Consider the following 21,643-nt stretch of genomic DNA (forward strand, 5'->3'; position numbering starts at 1 on the left):
CCGCCGATGACCGACGCCGTCAACTTCGCCGACCCCATCAAGACGAAATCGAAGCTGCTCCGCCCGCGCGATGCCGCAACGCTTCTCATTGTCGACCGCAGCGGCCCGGTGCCGACCGTCCTGATGGGTCGCCGTCACATGCGTCACAAGTTCATGCCGGGCAAATATGTTTTCCCGGGCGGCCGCGTCGAACCGTACGATGGCCGTATGCCGTGCGTCGGCGAACTCGGCGAGTCTCATGCGACCCGCCTCGCGATGCACCTCCGCCGCGTCAGCGAGCAACGCATGCGCGGTTTCGCACTCGCCGCGATCCGCGAGACCTGCGAGGAGACCGGCATCCTGCTCGGCCGCAAAACCGACGCTGCGCCGCGCGCGCCGCACGAGTCGTGGAAGGCGTTCGAGGACGCCGGCGTCGTACCGGATCTCAGCGGGCTGCAATTCGTCGCCCGCGCTATCACGCCGCCGGGGCGCCCGCGCCGCTTCGATGCGCGCTTCTTCGTCGCCGACGCGAACCTCATCGCGCATCAGATCGACGGCATCATCACGCCGGATTCCGAACTCGATGCTTTGGTTTGGATCCCGGTATCGGAGGCGAAGACGCTGGACTTGCCGAACATCACGCAGATCGTCGTCGGCGAGCTGGCAAAGCGGATCGAGGCGAATTTCGACCCGGCCATACCTGTCCCGTTCATTCGCATGATCAACAAGAAGTCTGTCCGTTCCGAGCTGTAAAAGGCACTTCATCAACGATTTCAGAGCGCTAAGCCATCTCCGGATTCAACCTCTTCACCCGCGCAGCGCCGGAATCGGTTGACTTTCGGCCACCCATGACTAGTTTGCGCGCCAACTCATCCGTTTTCCAAGGATTACCGAAATGGCCAAGGCCGTTACCGTCAAGGTCAAGCTCGTCTCGAGCGCTGACACCGGCTTCTACTACGTCGCGAAGAAGAACTCGCGCACGATGACCGACAAGCTCGTCAAGAAGAAGTACGATCCGGTCGCGAAGAAGCACGTCGAGTTCCGCGAAGCCAAGATCAAGTAAGGCGAATGCCTTCCCGGCGGGCATTCCTCGCTCTCGCGGCTTCAGTCGCGTTGGTGACGCCCGCCCTCGCAGACGGCCCGCACCGTCTCGCGCTGCAGATCAGCGACAACGACGCCGAGAAGATGACTGCCGTGCTCAACGTCGCGGCCAATGTCGCACGTCACTACTCGGACAAAGGCGAAGACGCCGAGATCCAGATCGTGGCGTTTAACGCCGGTCTCCATATGCTCCGGGCCGACACCTCGCCCGTCAAAGAGCGCGTCGCCGGTTTTTCGAAAAGCATGCCCAACGTGAAGTTCGTCGCGTGCCAAAACACGATCGACTCGATGGCGAAGCGTGAAGGCAAAGAGATCCCGGTCGTCGAGAACGCGGATCGCGTCCCGGCCGGCGTCGTCACGCTGATGGAATTGTCGTCGCAGGGCTGGACGATAGTCCGCCCGTAGTCGCGCGCTCTACTCTTTCAATGCCAAGTCCAGCAAACGCCGGCATTCTCCGAGCTCAAACAACGCTGCTTCGAGCTTGCGGCGGTCCTCAGCCGAGAGCGACACGACCTGCTGAATGATTTGCGGCCGAGCCGGCTGCGCGGATGCGGTCGGCGGAGCCGCTGCCGGCGCTATCGCGACGGGATTCGTGCGCGGCAGCACGCGCGGCGCGGGCTTGGCGAAGGTCGGCTCCTTGCGATTCTCAGCCTCCTCCTCATCGCCCTCGTCGTCGTCGCTATCCTCGTCGTCAGTCGCGTCGGTGTCTTCGGCTTCGTCCTCGGCGTCCTCTTCGGTCTCGTCCTCGACCTCGTCCTCAGCGTCCTCAACCTCATCGGCAGGCACAGCCGGCGGCGACGCAGTCTGCGCCGTTTCCGTGCCCTCGGTCATCCAAACGCCTTGGACGAACTTCGCGCCGTTGTCTTTGAGAAGCCGCTGCACACCGCGGATCGTGTAGCCTTCGCCGTACAGCAAGTGCCGGATGCCGCGCAGCAGATCGACATCGTCCGGCCGATAATAGCGGCGGCCACCGCCGCGCTTCATCGGCCTGATCTGGCCGAACCGCGTTTCCCAGAATCGGAGGACGTGTTGCGGGACGTCGAGTTCGTCCGCAACTTCGCTGATGGTCCGGAAGGCGTCGGGTGCCTTATCCAATTCTTCCTCGTAGGACCGCACTCAGCCGTCACGACTCAGTGCCGCAACGAGAGTGTACTCGATCTACGAAAGAAGCGTTACGGGATTTAGCCGTTATGCCACTTCGGCTTGGGGTTGCCCGTTGATCTGCTGCTTGAGGATAGCCGATGGTTTGAACACCATCACGCGCCTCGGCAGGATCGGAACCTCTTTGCCGGTCTTGGGATTGCGGCCAATACGCTGGCCCTTGCTACGCACAACGAAAGAGCCGAACGACGACAGCTTCACTGTCTCGCCGCCCTCCAAACAATCCGTAATTTCCTTGAGCACCGCTTCGACGAGCGCAGCTGACTCGGTCCGAGAGAGACCGACGTTTTGATAAACTGCCTCACAGAGATCAGCGCGCGTGATGGTTCTACCTGCCATACCGCATCCTTTGCCGCCGTTACGCCTTTAGTTTCAGCAACATGATGCCGTAGCTGGCCGCGCGCCGCAAGCTTTGGTCACTGGTATATTACACAACGTTTACGCGGTTTCGACCTGCGATACACGCACCGCGCGTGGTGGAAGTCGCTACCAGCGCACCAACACGGCGCCCCACGTAAAGCCGCCGCCCATCGCTTCGAGCAGAACGAGATCGCCGCGCTTGATGCGGCCATCCTTGCGCGCGACGTCGAGCGCGAGCGGGATAGAGGCGGCCGAGGTGTTGCCGTGCTGATTGACTGTCAGCACCACCTTCTCGGGCGCGATGCCGAGCTTATGCGCCGACGAGTCGATGATGCGCTTGTTTGCCTGGTGCGGCACGAACCAGTCGATGTCGTCCGCCGTGTAGCCGGTCGCATCGAACACCGCGACGATCACGTCCGTGATCATACCGACCGCGTGCTTGAAGACCTCTTTGCCTTCCATCCGCAGATGACCGACCGTTCCGGTCGATGACGGCCCGCCGTCGACGTAGAGCTTGGCCTTGTGGCGTCCGTCTGAGCGAAGCTTTGAGGTCAGGATACCGCGCTCGCCCGCTTGGCTCGCCGGCTGCGCCTCGAGAACCACCGCACCTGCCCCGTCACCGAACAGCACGCAGGTCGTGCGATCGGTCCAGTCGAGGATACGCGAGAAGGTCTCGGCGCCGATCACCAGCGCGCGTTTCGCCTGCCCGGCCTTGAGCATCGCGTCCGCGGTGGTCATGCCATAAACGAAGCCCGAACAGACCGCCTGCATATCGAAGGCGGCACCGTGGCGCATGCCGAGGCCATGCTGGATCGCGACCGCGGAGGCCGGAAAAGTATTGTCGGGCGTCGAGGTCGCAACGACGATCAGATCGATATCGGAGGGCTCGAGGCCGGCGTCTTCCAGCGCGAGCTTCGCAGCCCCGAGGCCGAGGTCCGACGTCATCTGACCCGGAGCAGCGATGTAGCGCTGCTGAATGCCGGTGCGCTGGACGATCCATTCGTCGGACGTGTCGACGGTCTGCGCCAGCTCCGCGTTCGTCAGGACGCGCTGCGGAAGAAAACTGCCGCCGCCCAACACCACTGTCCGCAGTTCGCTCACGCCGTTACTCCGCTTTCCACCAGGCGAGGTTCGGCGCCTTTGTATTGCACCAGTGCCTGAGAAACCTTGCTCAGAAGTTGATAGCGCGCGAAGTCATAACCGATGTCGATCGCCGACGAATATCCGAGCGGGTCCGTGTTACCGTGACTCTTGATGACGAGGCCGTTGAGGCCGAGAAACACTGCGCCGTTCGCATTGCGCGGATCCATTTTCGCGCGCAGTCCATCGAACGCGCTTTTCGCGAGCAGATAGCCTAGGCGCGCGCGCCACGTGCGGTTCATCGCGCTGCGCAGATAGCCGCCGATTTGCCGCGCCGTGCCCTCGGCGGTCTTGAGCGCGATGTTGCCTGCGAAGCCTTCCGTGACGACGACGTCGACGGTGCCCTTGGAGATGTCCGTGCCTTCGACAAAGCCGTGATACTCCATGCCGGCCGGCGCGGTCTCGCGCAGGATCTTTCCGGCTTCGCGCACCGCCTCGAGGCCTTTGACCTCCTCGACGCCGATGTTGAGCAAACCGACTGTCGGCTTTTCCTTGTCGAACAGCACGCGCGCCATCGCGGCGCCGATGACGGCCATAGCGACCAAATGCTGCGCGTCCGCGCCGATCGTCGCGCCGACATCGAGCACGATCGATTCCGCACGCAGGTTCGGCCAGACGGCCGCAATCGCTGGGCGTTCGATCTCGGAAACAGTCCGCAGATGAAACGCGGACATCGCCATCAAGGCACCGGTATTGCCGGCCGAGACCGCAACGTCCGCATCACCCTTCTTCACAGCATCGATCGCCAGCCACATCGATGACTTCCAGCGGCCGCGGCGCAGCGCTTGGCTCGGCTTATCGTCCATGCGAACCGCGACGTCGGTGTGGACCACGCGCGAAGCAGCGGCCAGACGCGCGTCCGCCTTCACGAGCGGCCCAACGACGGCTTCATCCCCGAAAAAAATGAACTCGGTGTCCGGATGGCGTTCGAGCGAAAGCGACGCACCGCCAACGACCACGGACGGCCCATTGTCGCCGCCCATGGCATCCAGAGCTATTCGGACTTTTTCCGGCATTCCGATCCGAAACATCCCCGTTGCGACCGGCATTCTGCAAGAAGGCCGATCCGTCACGCAACTCAATAACTTAGCTAAATTCAACCCGGCAAAAGGCGAATCCCGCTCCTAAACCCATAGCGGAGCGCGGCGCGACAATACAGATCGGCCGGATAGAAACAACCGTTCCCCTGATTGCGCTACCGCAGCGGTACGCTCCTGGGGACAACCTTGAAAACTTGCGTGAGGATCAGGCCGCTTTCGCCGGTCCGGTATTCTTCACGTCCTTGATGTCCGTGAAGGTCACGTCCGGCGCCCGCTCGCGCGCGTGGTCGAGGTAAAACTGGTTGCGCGCCATGAAGACGAAATCGCCGTCGAGATCTTCCGCGATACCCGAATTGTTCGCGGTGATGAACGTGTCGAGCTTCTTCTGGTCCGCCGACGCAATCCAACGCGCGAGTTGAAACTCGCTCGGCTCGAAGCCGACCTCGAGACCGTACTCGTCCTTGAGCCGCACCTTGAGAACGTCGAGCTGCAGCGGGCCGACGACGCCGACCATCGCGGGCGCGCCATCGATCGGGCGAAAGACCTGGACGACGCCCTCCTCGGCCATCTCCTGCAGCGCCGACTTCAGCTTCTTCGCCTTCATCGCATCCGGCAGGCGGACGCGGCGCAGGATTTCCGGCGCGAAGCTCGGCACACCGACGAAGGTCAGGTTCTCGCCCTCGGTGAGCGTATCCCCGATACGCAGTGTCCCGTGGTTAGGAATGCCGACGACGTCGCCGGCGAAAGCCTCGTCTGCCACCGAGCGATCCTGCGCGAAGAAGAACTGCGGCGCCGATAGCGACATCGGCTTGCCGGTGCGCACCTGCTTCGCCTTCATGCCGCGCGTCAGCTTGCCGGAGCAGAGCCTTGCGAACGCGATGCGGTCGCGGTGGTTCGGGTCCATATTCGCCTGGATCTTGAAGACGAATGCCGTCATCCGCTCTTCGGCGGCATCGACCCTGCGCAAGTTGCTTTCCTGCGCGCGCGGTGACGGCGCGAATTTGCCGATCGCATCGAGGAGATCGCCGACGCCGAAATTCTTCAAGGCGCTACCGAAGAACACTGGCGTTAGATGGCCTTCGCGAAAGGATTCCAAATCGAACGGGCGACAAGCCTCTTTCACCAATTCGATCTCGGCTGTGATCGCAGCAATATCGAGGTTCGGATTCTTGGCACCAAGCTCCGCGAGCGCGATCTGCGGCGCATCGCCCGTTTTCGCGCTGGCATCATCCATCAGGCGCACACCGCCGCTCGCGATGTCGTAGGTGCCGGCAAAATCGCGACCACGGCCGATTGGCCACGTCGCCGGCGTCGTGTCGAGCGCAAGCACCTTCTCGATCTCGTCCATCACGTCGAACGGGTCGCGGCTTTCGCGATCCATCTTGTTGATGAAGGTGACGATCGGAATGTCGCGCAGGCGGCAGACCTCGAACAGTTTCCGCGTCCGCGCCTCGATGCCTTTGGCGGCGTCGATCACCATCACGGCCGAGTCGACCGCCGTTAGCGTCCGGTATGTGTCTTCCGAGAAGTCTTCGTGGCCCGGCGTATCGAGCAGGTTGAAGACGTGCCCGCCGTATTCGAACGTCATCACCGACGTGACGACGGAAATGCCGCGCTCGCGCTCGATCCCCATCCAGTCGGACCGGGTGTTGCGGCGCTGACCCTTCGCCTTCACCTGACCGGCCAAATTGATCGCGCCGCCGAACAACAGCAGCATTTCGGTCAGGGTCGTTTTGCCGGCGTCCGGATGCGAAATGATCGCAAAGGTGCGGCGGCGCGCGACTTCGTTAGCGATAGGTTGGTTCATAGCGCGGGATTTGGCAGCAATATGCCGCAAGATCAAGGCCGTGGCGGTAACCCGGCAAGGCTATTATAAGGGCGATGGGGGTCAAAGACGCCTCCGAAAGAAGACTGCGGGGACAGATGAAGCGGCTGGCCGCTGCGCTTTGCGCATTGGCATTTTTGACGACTGCGGCAATGGCGCAGGACTGGCCGGTCCGCGCCGTCCGCATCATCGTGCCCTTCGGCGCGGGTTCGACGCCGGACATCGTCGCACGCCTCCTTGCCGAAAGCCTGCAGGCGAAGCTCGGCCAAGCCTTCATCGTCGAGAACAAGGCCGGCGCCAGTGGGAATACGGGCACCGACGCGATCGCCAAGGCCGAACCGGACGGCTACACGCTCGGCGTGTCGATCGGCGGTCCGCTGGCGATCAACACTCTGCTCTATGCAAGGCTCCCGTACGATCCCGAGAAAGACATCGCCCCGATCACGCAGCTGGTGACGCAGCCGAGCATACTCGCGGTCGCCAACGACACCGGCATCACCAGCGTCGCCGGCCTCGTGAAGGCGCTGAAGAAAGAGCCGGAAAAATACAACTACGGCTCGATCGGCAACGGCTCTGTATCGCACCTTTCGATGGAGGCGCTGGCGCAGAAGAGCGGCGCGCAGATCGTGCACGTGCCCTATCCGGGCTCTCCTGCTGCCGTCACCGCCCTGATCCGCAACGACGTGCAGATCGCGGTTCTGCCCGGCATTTCGATCTACGCGCAAGCCGAAACCGCGCCGATCAAGATGCTCGCGGTGACGACGGCCGAGCGCTCCAAGCTCGTTCCTGATCTTCCGACGCTGCGCGAAAGCGGCATCGATGTCGAAGCCGACGCGTGGCAGGGCTTAATAGCGCCGGCCAAAACGCCGCCTGCCGTCGTCGCGAAAATTCACCGCGAAGTCGTCGAGGCGATGCGCGCGCCGGGCATCCGCGAAAAACTCGCCGCGCAACTGATGGAGCCGGTCGGCTCGACGCCCGAAGAACTGCGCGCCAAAATCCGCGCCGAAGTCGCGCGCTGGCGGCCCGTGATCGAAGCCGGCAAGATCAAAGTCAACTAGAGCGAACGCCAGTCGTATTCGCGCAACCCGATGCGCGCGAACGGATCGACCAGCGTCCCGGCCACCATCGCGGCGAGCACCTGCGGTCCCGGTGGAATTGTCGCGAGCACCGCGACCAAACGATCGCGAACGATCGGCAGCAACGTCGAGTCCGATTGGTAGAACGGCGTGAAAAGAAACGACAGCGCCTGGAAAGCGCGGATGTGCCAGTGCCGCATGCCGCAATACGCGGCGAGTGCATCCTCGACCGACGCAGTCTGCTCGATCGCATGCGCCAAAGCCGCCGCATCGAGCAGCGCCATGTTGGCGCCCTGCCCAAGCTGCGGGCTTGCCGAATGCGCCGCATCGCCGATGATCGCGAGCTTGCGCGCAGCCGGCCGCTGCAGCGTGTGGTGGCCGTAACGCGCGAGCGTGAGCTGATCGAAGCTCACGATCTGATCGAGGAAAGCGCTGCACTCCGGCCAGAGCGCGAGCACGCGCGCCTTCCAAGCATCGAGGCCTTCGGCCTTCACGGTCTCCGCATCGCCGGGCTTCAGGCTCCAGAAAAACGCCGCCATCTTCGGTCCGCTTGGCTCGGCACGGCCGATCGGCAACACGCCGATCATCACGCTGGCTTTGCGATATCGCTGTACGAGTGCTGTCGCGTCGAAGCCCTCGCGCCAATCGAGCGATGCCCAGAAAGCGCCATATGGCAGCGGCTTCGGCTCGCTCGCAACATCGGCGTAGCGGCGCAGCCGCGATCGCGCCCCGCTCGCATCGATGACGAGATCGAATGCGCCGATGCGCTGCCCGCGCTCATCGAACAGCATTCCATCTTCGATCGCCTCGACCGTTTGCGAAGTCGCGATCGGAATCCGCTCGGCGACCACGGCGTCGTATAGCACGCCGAACAAAGCCGCACGATGTACCGCTAGACCGAAGCGCCCATCCCCGCGTACGCCGTAGCGAACGTCGAGGACGGTTCGTCCCGACAACGCGTCGGAGCCATGCAGACGCTCGATACGAGCTCCGAGCGCCAGGATATGCGAAAGCAGGCCAAGCGAATGCAGCACCGTCAACCCGGTCGGTTGCATCAGCAATCCCGATCCCACAGGCTTCGGCGCGTCGAAACGCTCGAAGATCGTCACCGCGTGTCCGGCGCGATGCAGCCGTAACGCTACGGCAAGGCCCGCAGGGCCTGCTCCAACGATCCCGATCTTCAGCTTATCCATCGCTGCGCTAGATGCGCGAAGCGCATGCCGAGATCAAGCGGCGGGACGCTCGAAGAGCTGATCCATCACCTCGCTGCCCCACAGCGATTTCGGCTTTTCCGCGATAAGGCGGAAGCCGGTCTGCTCGTACAGATGCCGCGCGCTGTCGAGACCACGGAACGTCCGCAACCTGACGGGCCGCTTCAATCTGTCGGCATGCGCGAGCGCTGCGCCAAGCAGTTTGTGGCCGATGCCCAAGCCGCGCGCGCCGTCGTCGATAACGAACCAGCGCAGCCGCATGAAATCCGGACCCATATCGTCGTCGTCCATCACGATGGTTCCGACGACCTCGCCGTTCACGATTGCGCTCCAGCATTCGTTCGCCGGATTGCCGAGACGCCCGACAAACTCGGCGAACTCAGCTGCCACATTCGTTTCGAACTGCGCGCCGAGGCCATGCTCACGCGCGTAGTAGCGCGCATGCATCGTCGTGCATCGCCCGACAATGCCGGGACGGTAACCCGCTTCGATCGCGACGCTCGACATTTGCCGCTCACCTGCAAGCGCCCGCGCGTAGCCGGCAAGACTGTCGCGCACGGCGGCCGGGTTTGTCACCTTCGCGAGCGCGCCGGACACGCGGCGGTTTGCGAAGCGATCGATCGCGGCCAGCGTTGCCCGCCCCTCGCGTGTCAGCGTCAGCACTTTGCCGCGCCCGTCCGCCTTGTCGACCCGCATCGAAACTTCGCCGCGCTCCACGAGCCGCGCCACCAATCGGCTCACGCTCGATTTCTCGAGACCAAGCCGCTTGCTGAGCTCGCTCGGCGACAACGCATCCGAACCGCCGATCTCAATCAGCGCGTGAACTCCGGACGGCGAAAGTTCTGTTTCCGCCAAAGTCGGCCGCATGAAGCCGAGTTCCCGCACCAAACGGCGGGAAGCTTCGCGAACGTCCTTCACGACCTCGTGAGCTTGCATAACGGCACCTCGATAATAGTTGCCATTTACAACTAAATTGTCACGCATTTCAAGAGGCTTACGCTCTGCCGAATATTAAGGCTAGAACTAACGATTGCCGCGAAGCCTCGACATTTCGGCCGCCACCGAGGCATGATCGCCGTCTCACTTCATCGCGACTCGATAACAAGCTCATCGCCAGGGCGCGGTCGCGGACAACAGCAAGAAGCTCCAAGCCATACGGAGCCAGGAGGAAACGTGAAGAAGATTTCGCTCGCGCTCGCCGCGACACTGTTTGCCGCGACTGCATCGGTCGCGACCGCGCAGGACTGGCCGACTAAACCGATCATGTTCGTTGTCCCGTTCGCCGCGGGCGGCGGCACCGACGCCTTTGCGCGTCCGCTCGCGCAGCAGCTCGACAAGCAGCTCGGCCAGCGCATTCTGATCGACAACCGCGCGGGCGCCGGCGGCACGGCCGGTGCTGCGATCGCCGCCAAGGCTCCGGCCGACGGCTACACGTTCTTCGTGGGTGCCACGCATCACACGATCGCTCCCGCGATCTACCCGAAACTCCCCTACGACATCGAGAAAGACTTCATCCCGGTCGCAATGATCTCGCGTCCGCCGCATGTCGTGGTCGTGCATCCCGGTAAGGTGCAGGCAAAGACGCTCGCCGAGCTGATCGCCGCCGCAAAGGCGAACCCCGGCAAGATGACCTACGGCCACGCCGGCAACGGCACATCGCACCATCTCGCCGGCGAACTCTTCAAGCTACTGACCGGCACCAACATCCTCGCGGTGCCGTATCGCGGCGCGGGCCCGATGATGCAGGACCTCGTCGCCGGTCACGTCGACATGGCCTTCGACGGTATGGGCTCGTCCGCCAACCAAATCACCTCCGGCACCATCCGCCCGCTCGCCGTCGCGGCGAATGCGCGCGTGAAGGCTTTCCCGGATCTGCCGACGGCGGCTGAAGCCGGCGTGCAGGGCTATGAGGTCGCGACCTGGTACGGTCTCTGGGCACCCAAGGGTACGCCGCCGGAAATCGTCGCGCGCATGACCAAGGAAGTGCAGACCGCGCTCAAAGACCCGGCGATAGTCGAAGCCTGGGCCAAGAACGGTTCCGACACGCCGGATGTGACGGGCGATGCCTTCGCCAAGGTCATCGCTTCCGACATCGCGCGTTGGGGCAAGGTCGTCAAAGACGCCAACGTGAAGCTCGACGGCAACTAGTCGGCGCATCAGAGGGCATTTCGCCTGCCCAATCAGCGGGCTTGCGCTCTCGATCCAAATTGCTGGACCATGTCCGAAACAACAACGGACATGGTCCATTTCGTTTCGGGGGAAATGATGCGGCGATCGACACTCGCGCTCCTTGCGGCGCTTACGCTCTTCGCGGCACCAAGCGCGAAAGCCGATACGTGGCCCTCGCGGCCCATCATGCTGATCGTCCCCTTCCCGGCCGGCGGCGGCACCGACGCCTTCGCGCGGCCATTGGCGCAGGTGCTCGACCAGCAACTCGGCACACGTGTACTGATCGAAAATCGCGCCGGCGCGGGCGGCACTGCGGGCGCGGCCGTCGCCTCTAAGGCGACGCCGGACGGCTACACTTTTTTCGTCGGCGCCGCGCATCACGCTATCGCGCCGTCGATTTACGCCAAGCTTCCCTACGACATCGAGAAAGACTTCGTTCCGATCGCGCTGCTGTCGCGCCCGCCGCATGTCGTCGTCGTCCATCCCGGCAAGGTACAGGCTAAAACGCTCGCGGAATTTATCGCGGCCGCGAAGGCCAATCCGGGCAAGATCAACTACGCGTCTGGCGGCAACGGCACGACGCATCATCTCGCCGGTGAACTCTTCAAGCTCGTGACCGGAACCAACCTTCTGCACGTGCCGTACCGCGGCGCCGGGCCAATGATGCAGGATCTCGTCGCCGGCCATGTCGACATGGCCTTCGATGCGATGGGCTCATCCGGCCCGCAGATTAAATCCGGCGCGATCCGCGCACTTGCGATCGCAGCCCCGCAACGCGTCCCCGCTTTCCCGGATCTTCCGACCGTAAAAGAGCTCGGCGTCGACTACGAAGTCGCGACCTGGTACGCGCTTTGGGCACCGGCCGGCACGCCGCCCGCGATCACCGAGCGCATGCAGAAGGAAGTACTCACGGCCCTCCAATCGCCGATCATCAAGGATGCGTGGGAGAAAGCCGGCAGCGACGTTCCGAACCTGACAGGCGAAGCCTTCGGCAAATTCGTGTCGCAGGAAGTCGCGCGCTGGCGAAAAGTCGTGCAGGACTCGAACGTGAAGATCGAGCAGTAAGCTCAGACCTTCTTCAACCCGCTTGCTTTGTGCGCGGCTTTCGCACCGGTCTTCCTGCTTTTGACGATGAGCTTCGGATTCTTCGGCGAGGCTTTCGCCGTGTAACCCTTGATCTTCTTCGTCTTGGTGATTTTCTCGACCACCTTGCCGCGGGTCTCGCCCTGCGAAGTCTTCCACTTCACCTTGTCGCCGACCTTCACACTTGCCTTCTTCGCCATGCGTCACCTCAACTTGCGGCGCGCATCTCCGCAACCAGCGAATGCGCGCGCTTCAAGTCCGCAACAAACGCCGCGAATTCTTGTTCCTTCGCGGCGGGATCCGGCAGGCGCAGTAGATACGACGGATGCACCGTAATGAAGCCGGCGCGCTCGCCGAACTGAGCCGGCCCGCGCGCCCGCGTGATCGGTACGGCCTTGCCGGCCAGCGCCAAAACAGCCGTCGCTCCGAGCGCGACGATCAGCTGCGGCTGCACGAAATCGAGCTCCTTCTCGAGCCACCAGCGATAATGCTTCACCTCGCCGCCGGTCGGCTTCTGGTGGATGCGCCGTTTGCCGCGCTGCTCGAACTTGAAATGCTTCACGGCATTCGTGAGATAAGCGCGCGAACGGTCGATACCCGCAGCTTCGAAGGCGCGGTCGAGCAGCTGTCCGGCCGGCCCGACGAACGGATGGCCGTGTAAATCCTCCTGATCGCCGGGCTGTTCGCCAACGAACGCGATCGGCGCGCCGATCGGCCCTTCGCCGAGCACGGCGCGCGTACCGCCCGCCACCATGGGTTCGGACGCCGCGATAATTTCGTTGAGCGCGCGGAGCGATTTGGGCTCCTGATCGCGCATCGCTTCGACAGCCTTCACGGGATCGCGGCGTAACGGCATCGCGGCCTCCTTCTCGATCATCTCCCTAACGCGCGAAGGAGCGGTTTGGATCAATCGCGGGATCGACGCGGCCTCCGGCATGTTGCGCCAATACTTTTTCGGCATCTCGGTGCGCATCATCGTCGGATTGACGCGCGCCGGATTGAACGTGCTTTCGTAGTAGCCGCTCCAGCCTTCCTCGAACGCATCGCCGATCGGCGCGTCCTCGCGACGACCGGGCGGACCGATGGTGAGCTTTTTGCGATCCCAATGCAGCGAGCCGACCGGCGTCAGGATCGTCCAATCGAGCGAGCGGAATCGCTCGATGAAGAAATTCGCGGTCGCCTCGACGATGTAGTGCGAAGGCTCGAACCACGCGACATATCGTTCGTCGCCCTCTCCCTCGACTCGGCGAAAGCGGAGAAACGCGTGCATCTTGTGCAGGTCACGCCGGATCGCCTTGTGCATGATGTGCAGACGGTGCACCAGCGGGTCACTCGCGATATCGAGCAGCGCACGCTCGCCGTTGAGCACGCGCCAGATGGCGCGGTAGAGCAGCGCATACCGCTCCGGATCACGATGACAAACGACGAGGCGAATGAGATCGCTCAAGCGACGTGGCAACGCCACCGGCAGCGCATCGTTGCTCGCGGCAGTGCCGAATAGATCGCTCTCGGCAGTCGCGAAGACCACCGTATCCGGATGAGCATTGTCGCCGATCAGAACACGGACGGCTTGGCGAAAGCCGTCGATATCCGCGCCGCTCTTGAGCGAAACTTGCCTCATGAGAACAAGTTCAACTGTTCGGCCGGTTTCACCAGCCGCGCGCGAAGGTGTTCTTGGTCGAGCACACGGGTCGGCCGATAATCTTCCGTGATGAGGAATGCACTCGCGCGCTTCACGCTGCCGGAAATCCGCGCGACATCGTCGAGCCGCAGCCGCGTGTGCCGCCGCGCGATCACGATCCGATCGACTGCGCGTTTGCCGAGTCCCGGCACGCGCAAGAGCAGTTCCTTCGGTGCGCGATTCACATCGATCGGAAACTTGTCGCGATTCTTAAGCGCCCAGGCAAGCTTTGGATCGACTTCGAGGTCGAGCATTCCGCCTTCGCCGCCTTGCGAAATTTCATCGACCGTAAAACCGTAAAACCGCAGCAACCAATCGGCTTGGTAGAGACGGTTCTCCCGTTGCAGCGGCGGCGCTTTGATCGGCAACACCGAACTTGCTTCCGGGATCGGGCTGAAAGCTGAGTAATAAACGCGCTTCAACGAATAGCTTTTGTACAGTGTGTCCGTCGTCCGCAGCACGTCGGTGTCGCTCGTCGCATCCGCACCGACGATCAGTTGCGTCGACTGCCCGGCCGGAGAGAAGCGCCGCTTCTCTTCCTTCGCCTCGATGATACGCTCGCGCATCTGCCCCATCGCGGCTTGAATCGTTTTGCCGTTTTTTTCGGGAGCGAGCCGCGTCAGGCTCTGCTGCGTCGGCAATTCGAGGTTGATCGAAAGGCGATCGGCCCAAAGCCCCGCCTGCTCGATCAACCACGGGCTCGCTTCCGGAATCGTTTTGAGATGGATGTAGCCCGCGAAGCCGTGATCCCGCCGCAGCTTCTTCGCGACGAGCATCAGCTGCTCCATCGTGTAATCGGGATTGCGGATGATCCCGGACGACAGAAACAGACCCTCGATGTAGTTACGCTTGTAGAACTCGACGGTCAGCAGCGCGACCTCGTCAACCGAAAACCTGGCGCGCTCGACATTCGAGGAGCGCCGATTGATGCAATAGGCGCAATCAAACAGGCAGTAGTTCGTAAGGAGGATTTTCAGCAGCGACACGCAGCGCCCGTCCGGCGTATAGGCGTGGCAAATGCCGGCACCCGACGTCGAGCCGAGCCCCTTTGCGCCGCCGCTTCGTTTCGGCGCGCCGGACGACGAGCACGAGACGTCATACTTGGCCGCATCGGCCAAAACGCGAAGCTTTTTGGAAAGGGTTGGGTCCACGCGAAACCTCGTTTCGCGTTCACTCTATGTTCTTTGGCTCACGATAGCAACGAAAGTCAAGCAAATCATTGAGGTATAATAGGAAATTCGGTGCCGAAACGTGTCAGCAGTCTTTCGCTCGTAGCCCGGATGAGCGTAGCGATATCCGGGGAGGAGCGCCTGACCGAATTGCCTCGCGCTAGATGCCACCCCGGACATCGCGAGTGCTTTGCGCATCGCTCATCCGGGTAGCAAACTATCCGATCGCCTTCTCGTAAATCTCCGGCTTGAACCCGACCGTGATTTTCGCGCCCCGCTCCAAAACCGGGCGCTTGATCATCGACGGCTGCGCCACCATCAGCGCGATCGCCTTCTCCTCGGTGAGGTCCGCGCGATCGTCATCAGGCAATTTCCGAAACGTCGTGCCGGCGCGATTGAGCAGCGTCTCCCAGCCGACAACCTTCGCCCACGCCTCAAGCTTCCCCTGCTCAATCCCCGACGCCTTATAGTCATGAAACGCGTACGTGACTTTGTGTGCATCGAGCCACGTGCGCGCCTTCTTCATCGTGTCACAGTTCTTGATGCCGTAGAGCGTGACCTTGCTCATATCGGCTTGCCCGCATACGGCATCGACGCGGTGAGGCCACCGTCGACCGGGAATGCTTGGCCATTGACGTAGGACGCCTCGTCGCTCGCGAGGAACAATCCCATCGCGGCGAGTTCGTGCGGCTGTCCGGCCCGCTTCAGCGGATTGAGCTGGCCGATCTTGCCCTCGGTGCCCCGCTCCTTCGCGCCGTCGAAGATCGGCTTCGTCATGCCGGTCTCGATCAATCCGGGACACACCGCGTTGATACGCACGCCGGTGCCGGAGAGCGAATACGCCGTCGTCTGCACAAGGCTGATGACGCCCGCTTTGCTCGCCGCGTACGGATGCCCGCTTGCGCCCGACTTCAATCCGGCAACCGACGCCGTGCAAACGATCGCGCCTTTGCCCTGTTTCACCATATGCGGAATTGAGTACTTCACGGCGAGGAATGCGCCGATCAGATTGATGCGCAGGATTTCCTGCCAGTGCTCAACCGTCTGCTCCGCGATCGGCACGAGACCGCCACTGATGCCGGCATTCGCCCAGATCGCATCGAGCGAGCCGTAAGCCGAAATCGCCTTCGCGATGTAGCCTTTCACGTCGGCTTCGCTGCCTGCGTCTGCGACGACGGCTTCGATCGTGCCACCCTTTTGGCGCACCATCTCGGCCGTTTCCTTCACGCTCTCGGCGCGATCGACCGCGATGAGCCGAGCGCCTTCGCGCGAGAACAGCAAGCACGCGGCGCGGCCGATGCCGCTCCCCGCGCCCGTGATGACAACGGACTTACCTTCCAAACGCATCGGACGTTTCCTTCCCAGCTCTTCTTATTTCTGCGCACCCTGAGCATGTGCGGCGATCCGGTCAGCATGCTTCTCGACAAGCGCATCCGGAAAGTCGTGACCCCAGCCCGGGATCGTCTCGAGCACAGCGCCCGGAATATTTGCTGCCGTATCGCGGCCGCCTTCGACCGGCACCAGCGGGTCGGGTTCGCCGTGGAGAACGAGCGTCGGCACGCGGATCGTCTTGAGCAGCGGAACGCGGCCGCCATATGCAACGATCGCAGCAAGCTGGCGCACGAAACCGACCGGATAGAACGCGCGTTCGTAAGCGCGCGTCACCTGCTCGCGCAATTGCGCGTCCGGCGTCGGGTAGCCCGGACTTCCGATTGCCTTCAGCGTATCGACACCGAATTGGATGAACCCTTCGCGGTCCGGTGGCCGCTTTGCCATCAGCCGCGCGCCGACTTCCTTGGTCGGTCCCGGCAAACCACGCGCGCCGCTCGTCGACATCATCGAGGTGAGGCTGAGGCAACGCTGCGGATAACGCGCCGCGATGATCTGCGCGATCATGCCGCCCATCGATGCGCCGACGACATGCGCTTTCTGGATTTTCAGCGCATCGAGCAGGCCGATCGCATCCGCCGCCATGTCGTCGAGCGTGTACGGCGGCCGAATGGGCAGCCGCAGCGTCGCTTTGATGAACAGCAGCGGCAGATTGACCTTCTTCGCGCCCTCGAATTTCGTCGACAGCCCGATGTCCCGGTTGTCGAAGCGGATGACACGGAAGCCGTGGCCCGCGAGCCGCTGACAAAACGACTCCTTCCACGCGATCATCTGCGTGCCGAGCCCCATGATCAGCAGTATCGGCGGGGCATTTTTGTCGCCAAACTCGTCGTAGAAGATGTCGATGCCGTTGGCTTTAATGGCTGGCATATGGTCGCTCCTCAGGCCGAAATCGCGCGCGACGAGAAGTCACGCGTCGCCGCCTCGAATTCAGTCTTCAATCGCGAAACAATCTCCGCGACCGGCGGCGCATCGCTGATCTGGCCGATGCCTTGCCCGCAGCCCCAAATGTCGCGCCACGCCTTCTGCTTCATGTTGCCGCCGGAGTTAAAGTTCATCTTCGACTTGTCGGCGACCGGAACGTTCGAGGGATCGAGACCCGCCGCCGCGATCGACGGGCCGAGATAGTTGCCATGCACGCCCGTAAAGAGGTTCGTGTAGACGATGTCCTCTGCAGCGTGTTTGGCCAGCCCCTGTTTGTACTCGTCACTCGCATTCGCCTCTTCGCTCGCGATGAAACGCGAGCCCATGTAAGCGAGGTCGGCGCCCATCGCGAGCGCACCCGCAATCGACGCACCGTCTGCGATCGCGCCAGACAGCAGAACCGTGCCGTTGAACCACTGCTTAATCTCGCGCACCAGCGCAAACGGCGAGAGCGTGCCGGCATGGCCGCCGGCGCCAGAGCAGACAAGGATCAACCCGTCGACACCCTGCTCCGCGGCTTTTCGCGCATGCTTGACGCTAATCACGTCGTGGAAAACCACGCCGCCGTACGAATGCGCCGCTTCGACGATCTCGGCCGGCGGGCGCAGCGACGTGATGATGATTGGCACTTTGTGCTTCACGCACGTTTCCATGTCGCGCATCAGACGATCATTCGATGCGTGACAGATCTGGTTGACGGCGTGCGGCGCAACCTTCTTGCCAGGATTGCGCGATTTGTATTCGCCGAGTTCGTCGTCGATCCGCTTGAGCCAATCGTCCAGCATTTCGACCGGTCGCGCATTCAGCGCCGGAAACGAGCCGACAATGCCGGCCTTGCATTGAGCGATGACGAGGTCCGGCCCCGACACGAGGAACAGCGGGGAACCCACAACCGGCAATGCGAGGGTACCCTGAAGGCAAGACGGCAACGGCATAGACCAACCTTTCGACAACGAAACTCGTCGTTGCTACCGCACAATCTTCAGGGAGATCAATGCGGTTCGGTTCGCTATGCGGTCAGCAAACTAGCAGTTGCACTTGCCCTTGTTCCGGAAAGCGGCTTCGCCGGCCTCCGAAACCGCATCCCATTCGGGAGTAGGCCCGGCTCCCGGAACGTAAGCGTCGTTCCAGTTCCACCACTTGTATGGGCGTTCTTGCGGATAGCCGTCCGGCGAGTCTTCCCAATTTTCTTGCCGGCCGAGCGCCGTCATATCGAGATAGCTCCACACGGTGCCCATCGCCTCGTCGCCGCGCTCGTTGATGAAATACGTGCGGTAGATCTTCCCGCCCTCGCGGATGAACGCGTTGTGGCCGTGCCACTCGTCGACGCCGAAGTCCTTGTCGAAGCTATCCGTGATGGTGAACCACGGGATGTGCTCCCAACCGAACTTCGTCTGCAGACGCTTGATGTCGGCCTGCGGCCCACGCGACGCGTAGACCAGCGTCGTGTTGCGCGCGTTGAGATGCGCGAGGTTCGACACTTGGTCGGCACCGAGCGAACAGCCGATGCAGCCATGCTCCGGCCATCCATGCACGCCCTCTTCGAAGAACGCACGATAGACGATTAGCTGGCGGCGTCCGTCGAAAAGATCGCTGAGCGAGGCCTTCCCGTTCGGGCCGTCGAACACGTAGTCCTTCTCGACCAGCATCCAAGGCATGCGGCGCCGCTCGGCGGCGAGCGCATCGCGCGCCCGCGTCACTTCCTTCTCGCGCACGAGCATCTTCTCGCGAGCGGCGATCCAATCCTTCGGCGAGACAATCGATGGCGTTTGCATGATGGTTCCCCTTCCGATGTTTCCATTGGCGCGCCGGCCTTAGCCGACGCGCTGCTCGTATTCCTTCACGAGACGCTGCCAGCCATCCCAGAACGGCTCCGGCTCTTCGCCGTTGAGACGCGCCGTCAGCACGTCGAGGTGCATGTGCCAGCCCGCGCTGACCTTGAGCAGGATCGACTTGTCGGCGACGCGGTGGTGCACCACCGTCAGCAACACGCCGTTGCCGTTTGGCTCCAGCGTGAAAGACACACCGCCGGTCGAGCCCCACGTGATGGAAAGCTTGCGCGGCGGATCGAGTTCCGTGATCCGGCATTCCATGCTGTGCTCGGCCGACGCTCCCTCCGGCCGCTTGCCCGGATTCTTCATCAAGTCGTCGTTGCGCCAGGTGAAGTCCACGGTACCGCCGACGCGCATATCCATATCGCCGGATGCGAGCCACTGACGGCGCAGATCGCTCTCCGTGAGGTATTGCCAGACCCGATCAATCGAGCCCGGAAGCTGGCGCTGGATCGTCAGCGTATCCATGCCGGTAACGGCGCCATGCGGCGTGCGGGTCGTGTTCATTGATCGTCTCCTGTCTTTGCTATTTTTGTCGTGTTTTGGGTTTTGGATTTGCGCGCCGTGTCTTCCTCACGCAGCAGGCGTTCGAGGATATCGAGGCGATCGGTCCAAAAGCGTTCGTAGAAGCTCAGCCACTGATGCGCAGTGGCGAGCGGTCCGGGCGCGAGGCGGCAGATATGCGTCCGCCCCCTCACGTCGCGATGGATCAGCCCTGCGACTTCGAGCGCCTTGATGTGCTTCGAGGCCGCGGCAAGCGAGATGTCGTAAGGCTCGGCCAGCTGGCCGACCGTTTGCTCTCCCCCAGTCAGCTGCCGAAGCATCTGTCGGCGTGTAGGGTCGCCGAGGGCGTGGAACACAGCGTCGAGCTGCGATGTCTGATGTTCAACCATAAGGTTGAATATAAACGATGGACACTGATTGTCAACCGATGAGTTGAATATTGTTTCGTAGCCCGGATGAGCGGGACCGCGAAGCGGTCATCGACATCCGGGACGCGCGCGCTGACGCCCCGGATGTCGCTTGGCGGGCGCGAAACGCGCCGTCTCGCTCATCCGGGCTACGAATTAAGGCGCCACGATCGGCGTCGCGTTGAGCTTAGACGCACGAGGCTCGACGCCGCGAAATACCGACCCCTCTTCGAACCAGGACCACGGCGCTGGCGCGCCCCACAGCGTCTGTCGCTGCGGGTCTTTCAGATCCCAGCGGATCGGCTCGTGATCCGGATCGACCGTCTGATAGTCGGAGCAATAGATTTCGACGCGATGCCCGTCGGGATCGCGCACATACAGGAAGAACGCATTCGAGATGCCGTGCCGCCCCGGTCCGCGCTCGATATTCGAAACGTATCCGGTCGTCGCCATGAGATCGAGCAGGTCGATGATGTTGAGCGGTGTCGGCACCCAGAACGCGACGTGATGCAGGCGCGGCCCGCGTCCGTTCGTGAACGCGATGTCATGCACCCCGCCCTTCCGATGCATCCAGGCCGCCCACAATTCCTTGCCGTCTTCAGTGTCCGTATACTCGGTCACCCGAAAACCAAGCGCATTGTAAAACTCAACAGACGCGCGCACGTCTGGCGAGAAGCAGTTGAAGTGATCGATGCGCAGCGGCTTCACGCCGCGATAAAGCGTGTACTGCTGATGGATCGGCGGCAAACGATCCATCGCGGCGTAGAACTCCAGCGGAATGCCCTGCGGATCGCGCGTACGGAACGTGCGCCCCTGATACGGCTCGTCGATCCATTCGACCGGTAAGCCCTGCGCTTTGAAATGCGCCGCCGCCTTGTCGAGATGCTCTTCGTCGTAGACTTTGAAGCCGAGTTCGTTCGCTATCCCGGCATCGCCGCGCTCGAGCACGAGGCAATGATGTCCTCGTTCCTCCATCGCGCGCAGAAAGATGCGCTTATCGTCTTCGTCCGTGACCTGCAGCCCGAGCGTGTCGACATAAAACGCACGTGACGCGGCAAGATCCGTCACGCTCAGCACGATGTGGCTGAGCCGAACGATGTTGAACGGCGGGTAGAGAACGTGCGCCGGGACGGTCATGCGGCCTCCGCTTACGCGCCGAAACCTTTTCCGGGCTTGCGATACTCGGGACGCGGCGGCGAGAAAATGTCGAGCACGCGCGCGCCCTCGGGACCTGCCCGCATCGTGTGCGGCACATTGCCGGGCGTGCGCCAAAAGTCGCCCTTCTTCACCGGGATTTCTTCGTCGCCTTGCACGCGGATCGCAGTGCCTTCGAGCAAGACGCCCCACTGCTCTTCGGGATGATGATGCAAAGTGCCGGACGCATGCGGCGCGATCGTCACCACCGACAGCATCGCCTGCTCGCCTGCGAAGATCCGCGTCGTCAGGCCCGGCGCGAGTTCGCGCAGCAGACCGCCGACCCCATCTTCGAGATTGTGAAATTCGTCCTTCTGACTCATCGTTTTCTCCCGTCCCGCACGATCTTCCGCCGTGCCGGTTGTGACGCCTGTTTCAATACACCTAACATGGCCGAT

25 protein-coding genes are annotated in these 21,643 nt (G+C 62.6%); 6 read left to right on the forward strand and 19 right to left on the reverse strand.

Features of this window, described 5'->3' with window-relative positions:
• Positions 1 to 6 precede the first annotated feature (6 nt).
• From GJW30_RS16510 to GJW30_RS16520, 3 genes are all read left to right on the forward strand, one after another.
• The gene (locus tag GJW30_RS16510) at positions 7 to 732 is read left to right on the forward strand and encodes an NUDIX hydrolase (RefSeq protein WP_096357261.1); all 726 of its coding nucleotides are present in this window, start codon (positions 7 to 9) and stop codon (positions 730 to 732) included.
• Between the two features lie 142 nt (positions 733 to 874).
• Entirely contained in the window at positions 875 to 1,042 is a 168-nt protein-coding gene (rpmG, locus tag GJW30_RS16515; RefSeq protein ID WP_096357264.1) for a 50S ribosomal protein L33, read from the forward strand.
• A 5-nt stretch (positions 1,043 to 1,047) separates the two neighbouring features.
• Positions 1,048 to 1,485 (forward strand): DsrE family protein, encoded by a 438-nt coding sequence (locus GJW30_RS16520; RefSeq protein ID WP_096357266.1) that lies wholly within the window; start codon positions 1,048 to 1,050, stop codon positions 1,483 to 1,485.
• A 9-nt stretch (positions 1,486 to 1,494) separates the two neighbouring features.
• On the opposite strand, the gene GJW30_RS16525 is transcribed toward GJW30_RS16520, so the two are convergent.
• From GJW30_RS16525 to GJW30_RS16545, 5 genes are all read right to left on the reverse strand, one after another.
• The gene (locus GJW30_RS16525) at positions 1,495 to 2,175 is read right to left on the reverse strand and encodes a MerR family transcriptional regulator (RefSeq protein ID WP_096358873.1); all 681 of its coding nucleotides are present in this window, start codon (positions 2,173 to 2,175) and stop codon (positions 1,495 to 1,497) included.
• 93 nt (positions 2,176 to 2,268) lie between these two features.
• A complete protein-coding gene (locus tag GJW30_RS16530) occupies positions 2,269 to 2,580 on the reverse strand; it encodes an integration host factor subunit alpha (protein ID WP_096357268.1) in 312 nt (103 codons plus the stop codon).
• A gap of 147 nt (positions 2,581 to 2,727) precedes the next feature.
• Positions 2,728 to 3,702 carry a beta-ketoacyl-ACP synthase III gene (locus GJW30_RS16535; protein WP_096357270.1) on the reverse strand — a complete coding sequence of 325 codons (975 nt, stop codon included), beginning with the start codon at positions 3,700 to 3,702 and terminating at the stop codon, positions 2,728 to 2,730.
• Complete coding sequence (plsX, locus tag GJW30_RS16540) at positions 3,699 to 4,757, reverse strand: phosphate acyltransferase PlsX (protein WP_096358874.1); 1,059 nt, start codon at positions 4,755 to 4,757, stop codon at positions 3,699 to 3,701. The genes GJW30_RS16535 and plsX overlap by 4 nt, the downstream gene beginning before the upstream one ends.
• A gap of 229 nt (positions 4,758 to 4,986) precedes the next feature.
• On the reverse strand, positions 4,987 to 6,588 hold the full coding sequence (locus GJW30_RS16545; protein ID WP_096357272.1) for a peptide chain release factor 3: 1,602 nt from the start codon (positions 6,586 to 6,588) through the stop codon (positions 4,987 to 4,989).
• Positions 6,589 to 6,758: 170 nt separating this feature from the next.
• On the opposite strand from GJW30_RS16545, the gene GJW30_RS16550 reads away from it, so the two are divergent.
• Positions 6,759 to 7,664, forward strand: coding sequence for a Bug family tripartite tricarboxylate transporter substrate binding protein (locus tag GJW30_RS16550; protein ID WP_245408540.1), 906 nt, complete (start codon positions 6,759 to 6,761; stop codon positions 7,662 to 7,664).
• Here GJW30_RS16550 and GJW30_RS16555 read toward each other — a convergent pair.
• Together GJW30_RS16555 and GJW30_RS16560 are read right to left on the reverse strand one after the other, a co-directional pair.
• Positions 7,661 to 8,875: an FAD-dependent oxidoreductase gene (locus GJW30_RS16555; protein ID WP_096357276.1), complete on the reverse strand. Its 1,215-nt coding sequence runs from the start codon at positions 8,873 to 8,875 to the stop codon at positions 7,661 to 7,663. The two genes, GJW30_RS16550 and GJW30_RS16555, sit on opposite strands and share 4 nt — an antisense overlap.
• 33 nt (positions 8,876 to 8,908) lie before the next feature.
• A complete protein-coding gene (locus GJW30_RS16560) occupies positions 8,909 to 9,829 on the reverse strand; it encodes a bifunctional helix-turn-helix transcriptional regulator/GNAT family N-acetyltransferase (protein ID WP_096357278.1) in 921 nt (306 codons plus the stop codon).
• 237 nt (positions 9,830 to 10,066) lie between these two features.
• Here GJW30_RS16560 and GJW30_RS16565 point away from each other — a divergent pair, with 237 nt between their 5' ends.
• Positions 10,067 to 11,041 (forward strand): Bug family tripartite tricarboxylate transporter substrate binding protein, encoded by a 975-nt coding sequence (locus GJW30_RS16565; RefSeq protein ID WP_245408541.1) that lies wholly within the window; start codon positions 10,067 to 10,069, stop codon positions 11,039 to 11,041.
• Between the two features lie 117 nt (positions 11,042 to 11,158).
• The gene (locus GJW30_RS16570; protein ID WP_096358875.1) at positions 11,159 to 12,127 is read left to right on the forward strand and encodes a Bug family tripartite tricarboxylate transporter substrate binding protein; all 969 of its coding nucleotides are present in this window, start codon (positions 11,159 to 11,161) and stop codon (positions 12,125 to 12,127) included.
• A 2-nt stretch (positions 12,128 to 12,129) separates the two neighbouring features.
• Here the strand turns inward: GJW30_RS16570 and GJW30_RS16575 are convergent, their stop codons facing one another.
• The 12 genes from GJW30_RS16575 to GJW30_RS16630 all read right to left on the reverse strand — a co-directional run bounded on the left by GJW30_RS16575 (position 12,130) and on the right by GJW30_RS16630 (position 21,568).
• Complete coding sequence (locus GJW30_RS16575) at positions 12,130 to 12,345, reverse strand: hypervirulence associated TUDOR domain-containing protein (protein ID WP_096357281.1); 216 nt, start codon at positions 12,343 to 12,345, stop codon at positions 12,130 to 12,132.
• Between the two features lie 8 nt (positions 12,346 to 12,353).
• Entirely contained in the window at positions 12,354 to 13,766 is a 1,413-nt protein-coding gene (locus GJW30_RS16580; RefSeq protein WP_096357282.1) for a UdgX family uracil-DNA binding protein, read from the reverse strand.
• Positions 13,763 to 14,977 (reverse strand): putative DNA modification/repair radical SAM protein, encoded by a 1,215-nt coding sequence (locus GJW30_RS16585; RefSeq protein WP_096357284.1) that lies wholly within the window; start codon positions 14,975 to 14,977, stop codon positions 13,763 to 13,765. The genes GJW30_RS16580 and GJW30_RS16585 overlap by 4 nt, the downstream gene beginning before the upstream one ends.
• 235 nt (positions 14,978 to 15,212) lie before the next feature.
• The gene (locus tag GJW30_RS16590; RefSeq protein WP_096357286.1) at positions 15,213 to 15,563 is read right to left on the reverse strand and encodes an ArsC family reductase; all 351 of its coding nucleotides are present in this window, start codon (positions 15,561 to 15,563) and stop codon (positions 15,213 to 15,215) included.
• Positions 15,560 to 16,342, reverse strand: coding sequence for an SDR family NAD(P)-dependent oxidoreductase (locus GJW30_RS16595; protein ID WP_096357288.1), 783 nt, complete (start codon positions 16,340 to 16,342; stop codon positions 15,560 to 15,562). Before GJW30_RS16595 ends, GJW30_RS16590 begins: the two co-directional genes overlap by 4 nt.
• Before the next feature lie 24 nt (positions 16,343 to 16,366).
• Positions 16,367 to 17,254: an alpha/beta fold hydrolase gene (locus tag GJW30_RS16600; protein ID WP_096357290.1), complete on the reverse strand. Its 888-nt coding sequence runs from the start codon at positions 17,252 to 17,254 to the stop codon at positions 16,367 to 16,369.
• 11 nt (positions 17,255 to 17,265) lie between these two features.
• On the reverse strand, positions 17,266 to 18,243 hold the full coding sequence (locus GJW30_RS16605; RefSeq protein WP_096357292.1) for an NAD(P)H-dependent flavin oxidoreductase: 978 nt from the start codon (positions 18,241 to 18,243) through the stop codon (positions 17,266 to 17,268).
• A 90-nt stretch (positions 18,244 to 18,333) separates the two neighbouring features.
• Entirely contained in the window at positions 18,334 to 19,083 is a 750-nt protein-coding gene (locus tag GJW30_RS16610; RefSeq protein WP_096357294.1) for a DUF899 domain-containing protein, read from the reverse strand.
• Between the two features lie 39 nt (positions 19,084 to 19,122).
• A complete protein-coding gene (locus GJW30_RS16615; protein WP_096357296.1) occupies positions 19,123 to 19,647 on the reverse strand; it encodes an SRPBCC family protein in 525 nt (174 codons plus the stop codon).
• Complete coding sequence (locus tag GJW30_RS16620; RefSeq protein ID WP_096357298.1) at positions 19,644 to 20,033, reverse strand: ArsR/SmtB family transcription factor; 390 nt, start codon at positions 20,031 to 20,033, stop codon at positions 19,644 to 19,646. The genes GJW30_RS16615 and GJW30_RS16620 overlap by 4 nt, the downstream gene beginning before the upstream one ends.
• Positions 20,034 to 20,207: 174 nt before the next feature.
• Positions 20,208 to 21,188 carry a 3,4-dihydroxyphenylacetate 2,3-dioxygenase gene (gene hpaD, locus GJW30_RS16625; protein WP_096357300.1) on the reverse strand — a complete coding sequence of 327 codons (981 nt, stop codon included), beginning with the start codon at positions 21,186 to 21,188 and terminating at the stop codon, positions 20,208 to 20,210.
• 11 nt (positions 21,189 to 21,199) lie between these two features.
• Complete coding sequence (locus tag GJW30_RS16630; protein WP_096357303.1) at positions 21,200 to 21,568, reverse strand: cupin domain-containing protein; 369 nt, start codon at positions 21,566 to 21,568, stop codon at positions 21,200 to 21,202.
• Positions 21,569 to 21,643 lie beyond the last annotated feature (75 nt).

This window comes from Variibacter gotjawalensis, from assembly GCF_002355335.1.
Taxonomy (GTDB): Bacteria; Pseudomonadota; Alphaproteobacteria; order Rhizobiales; family Xanthobacteraceae; genus Variibacter; species Variibacter gotjawalensis.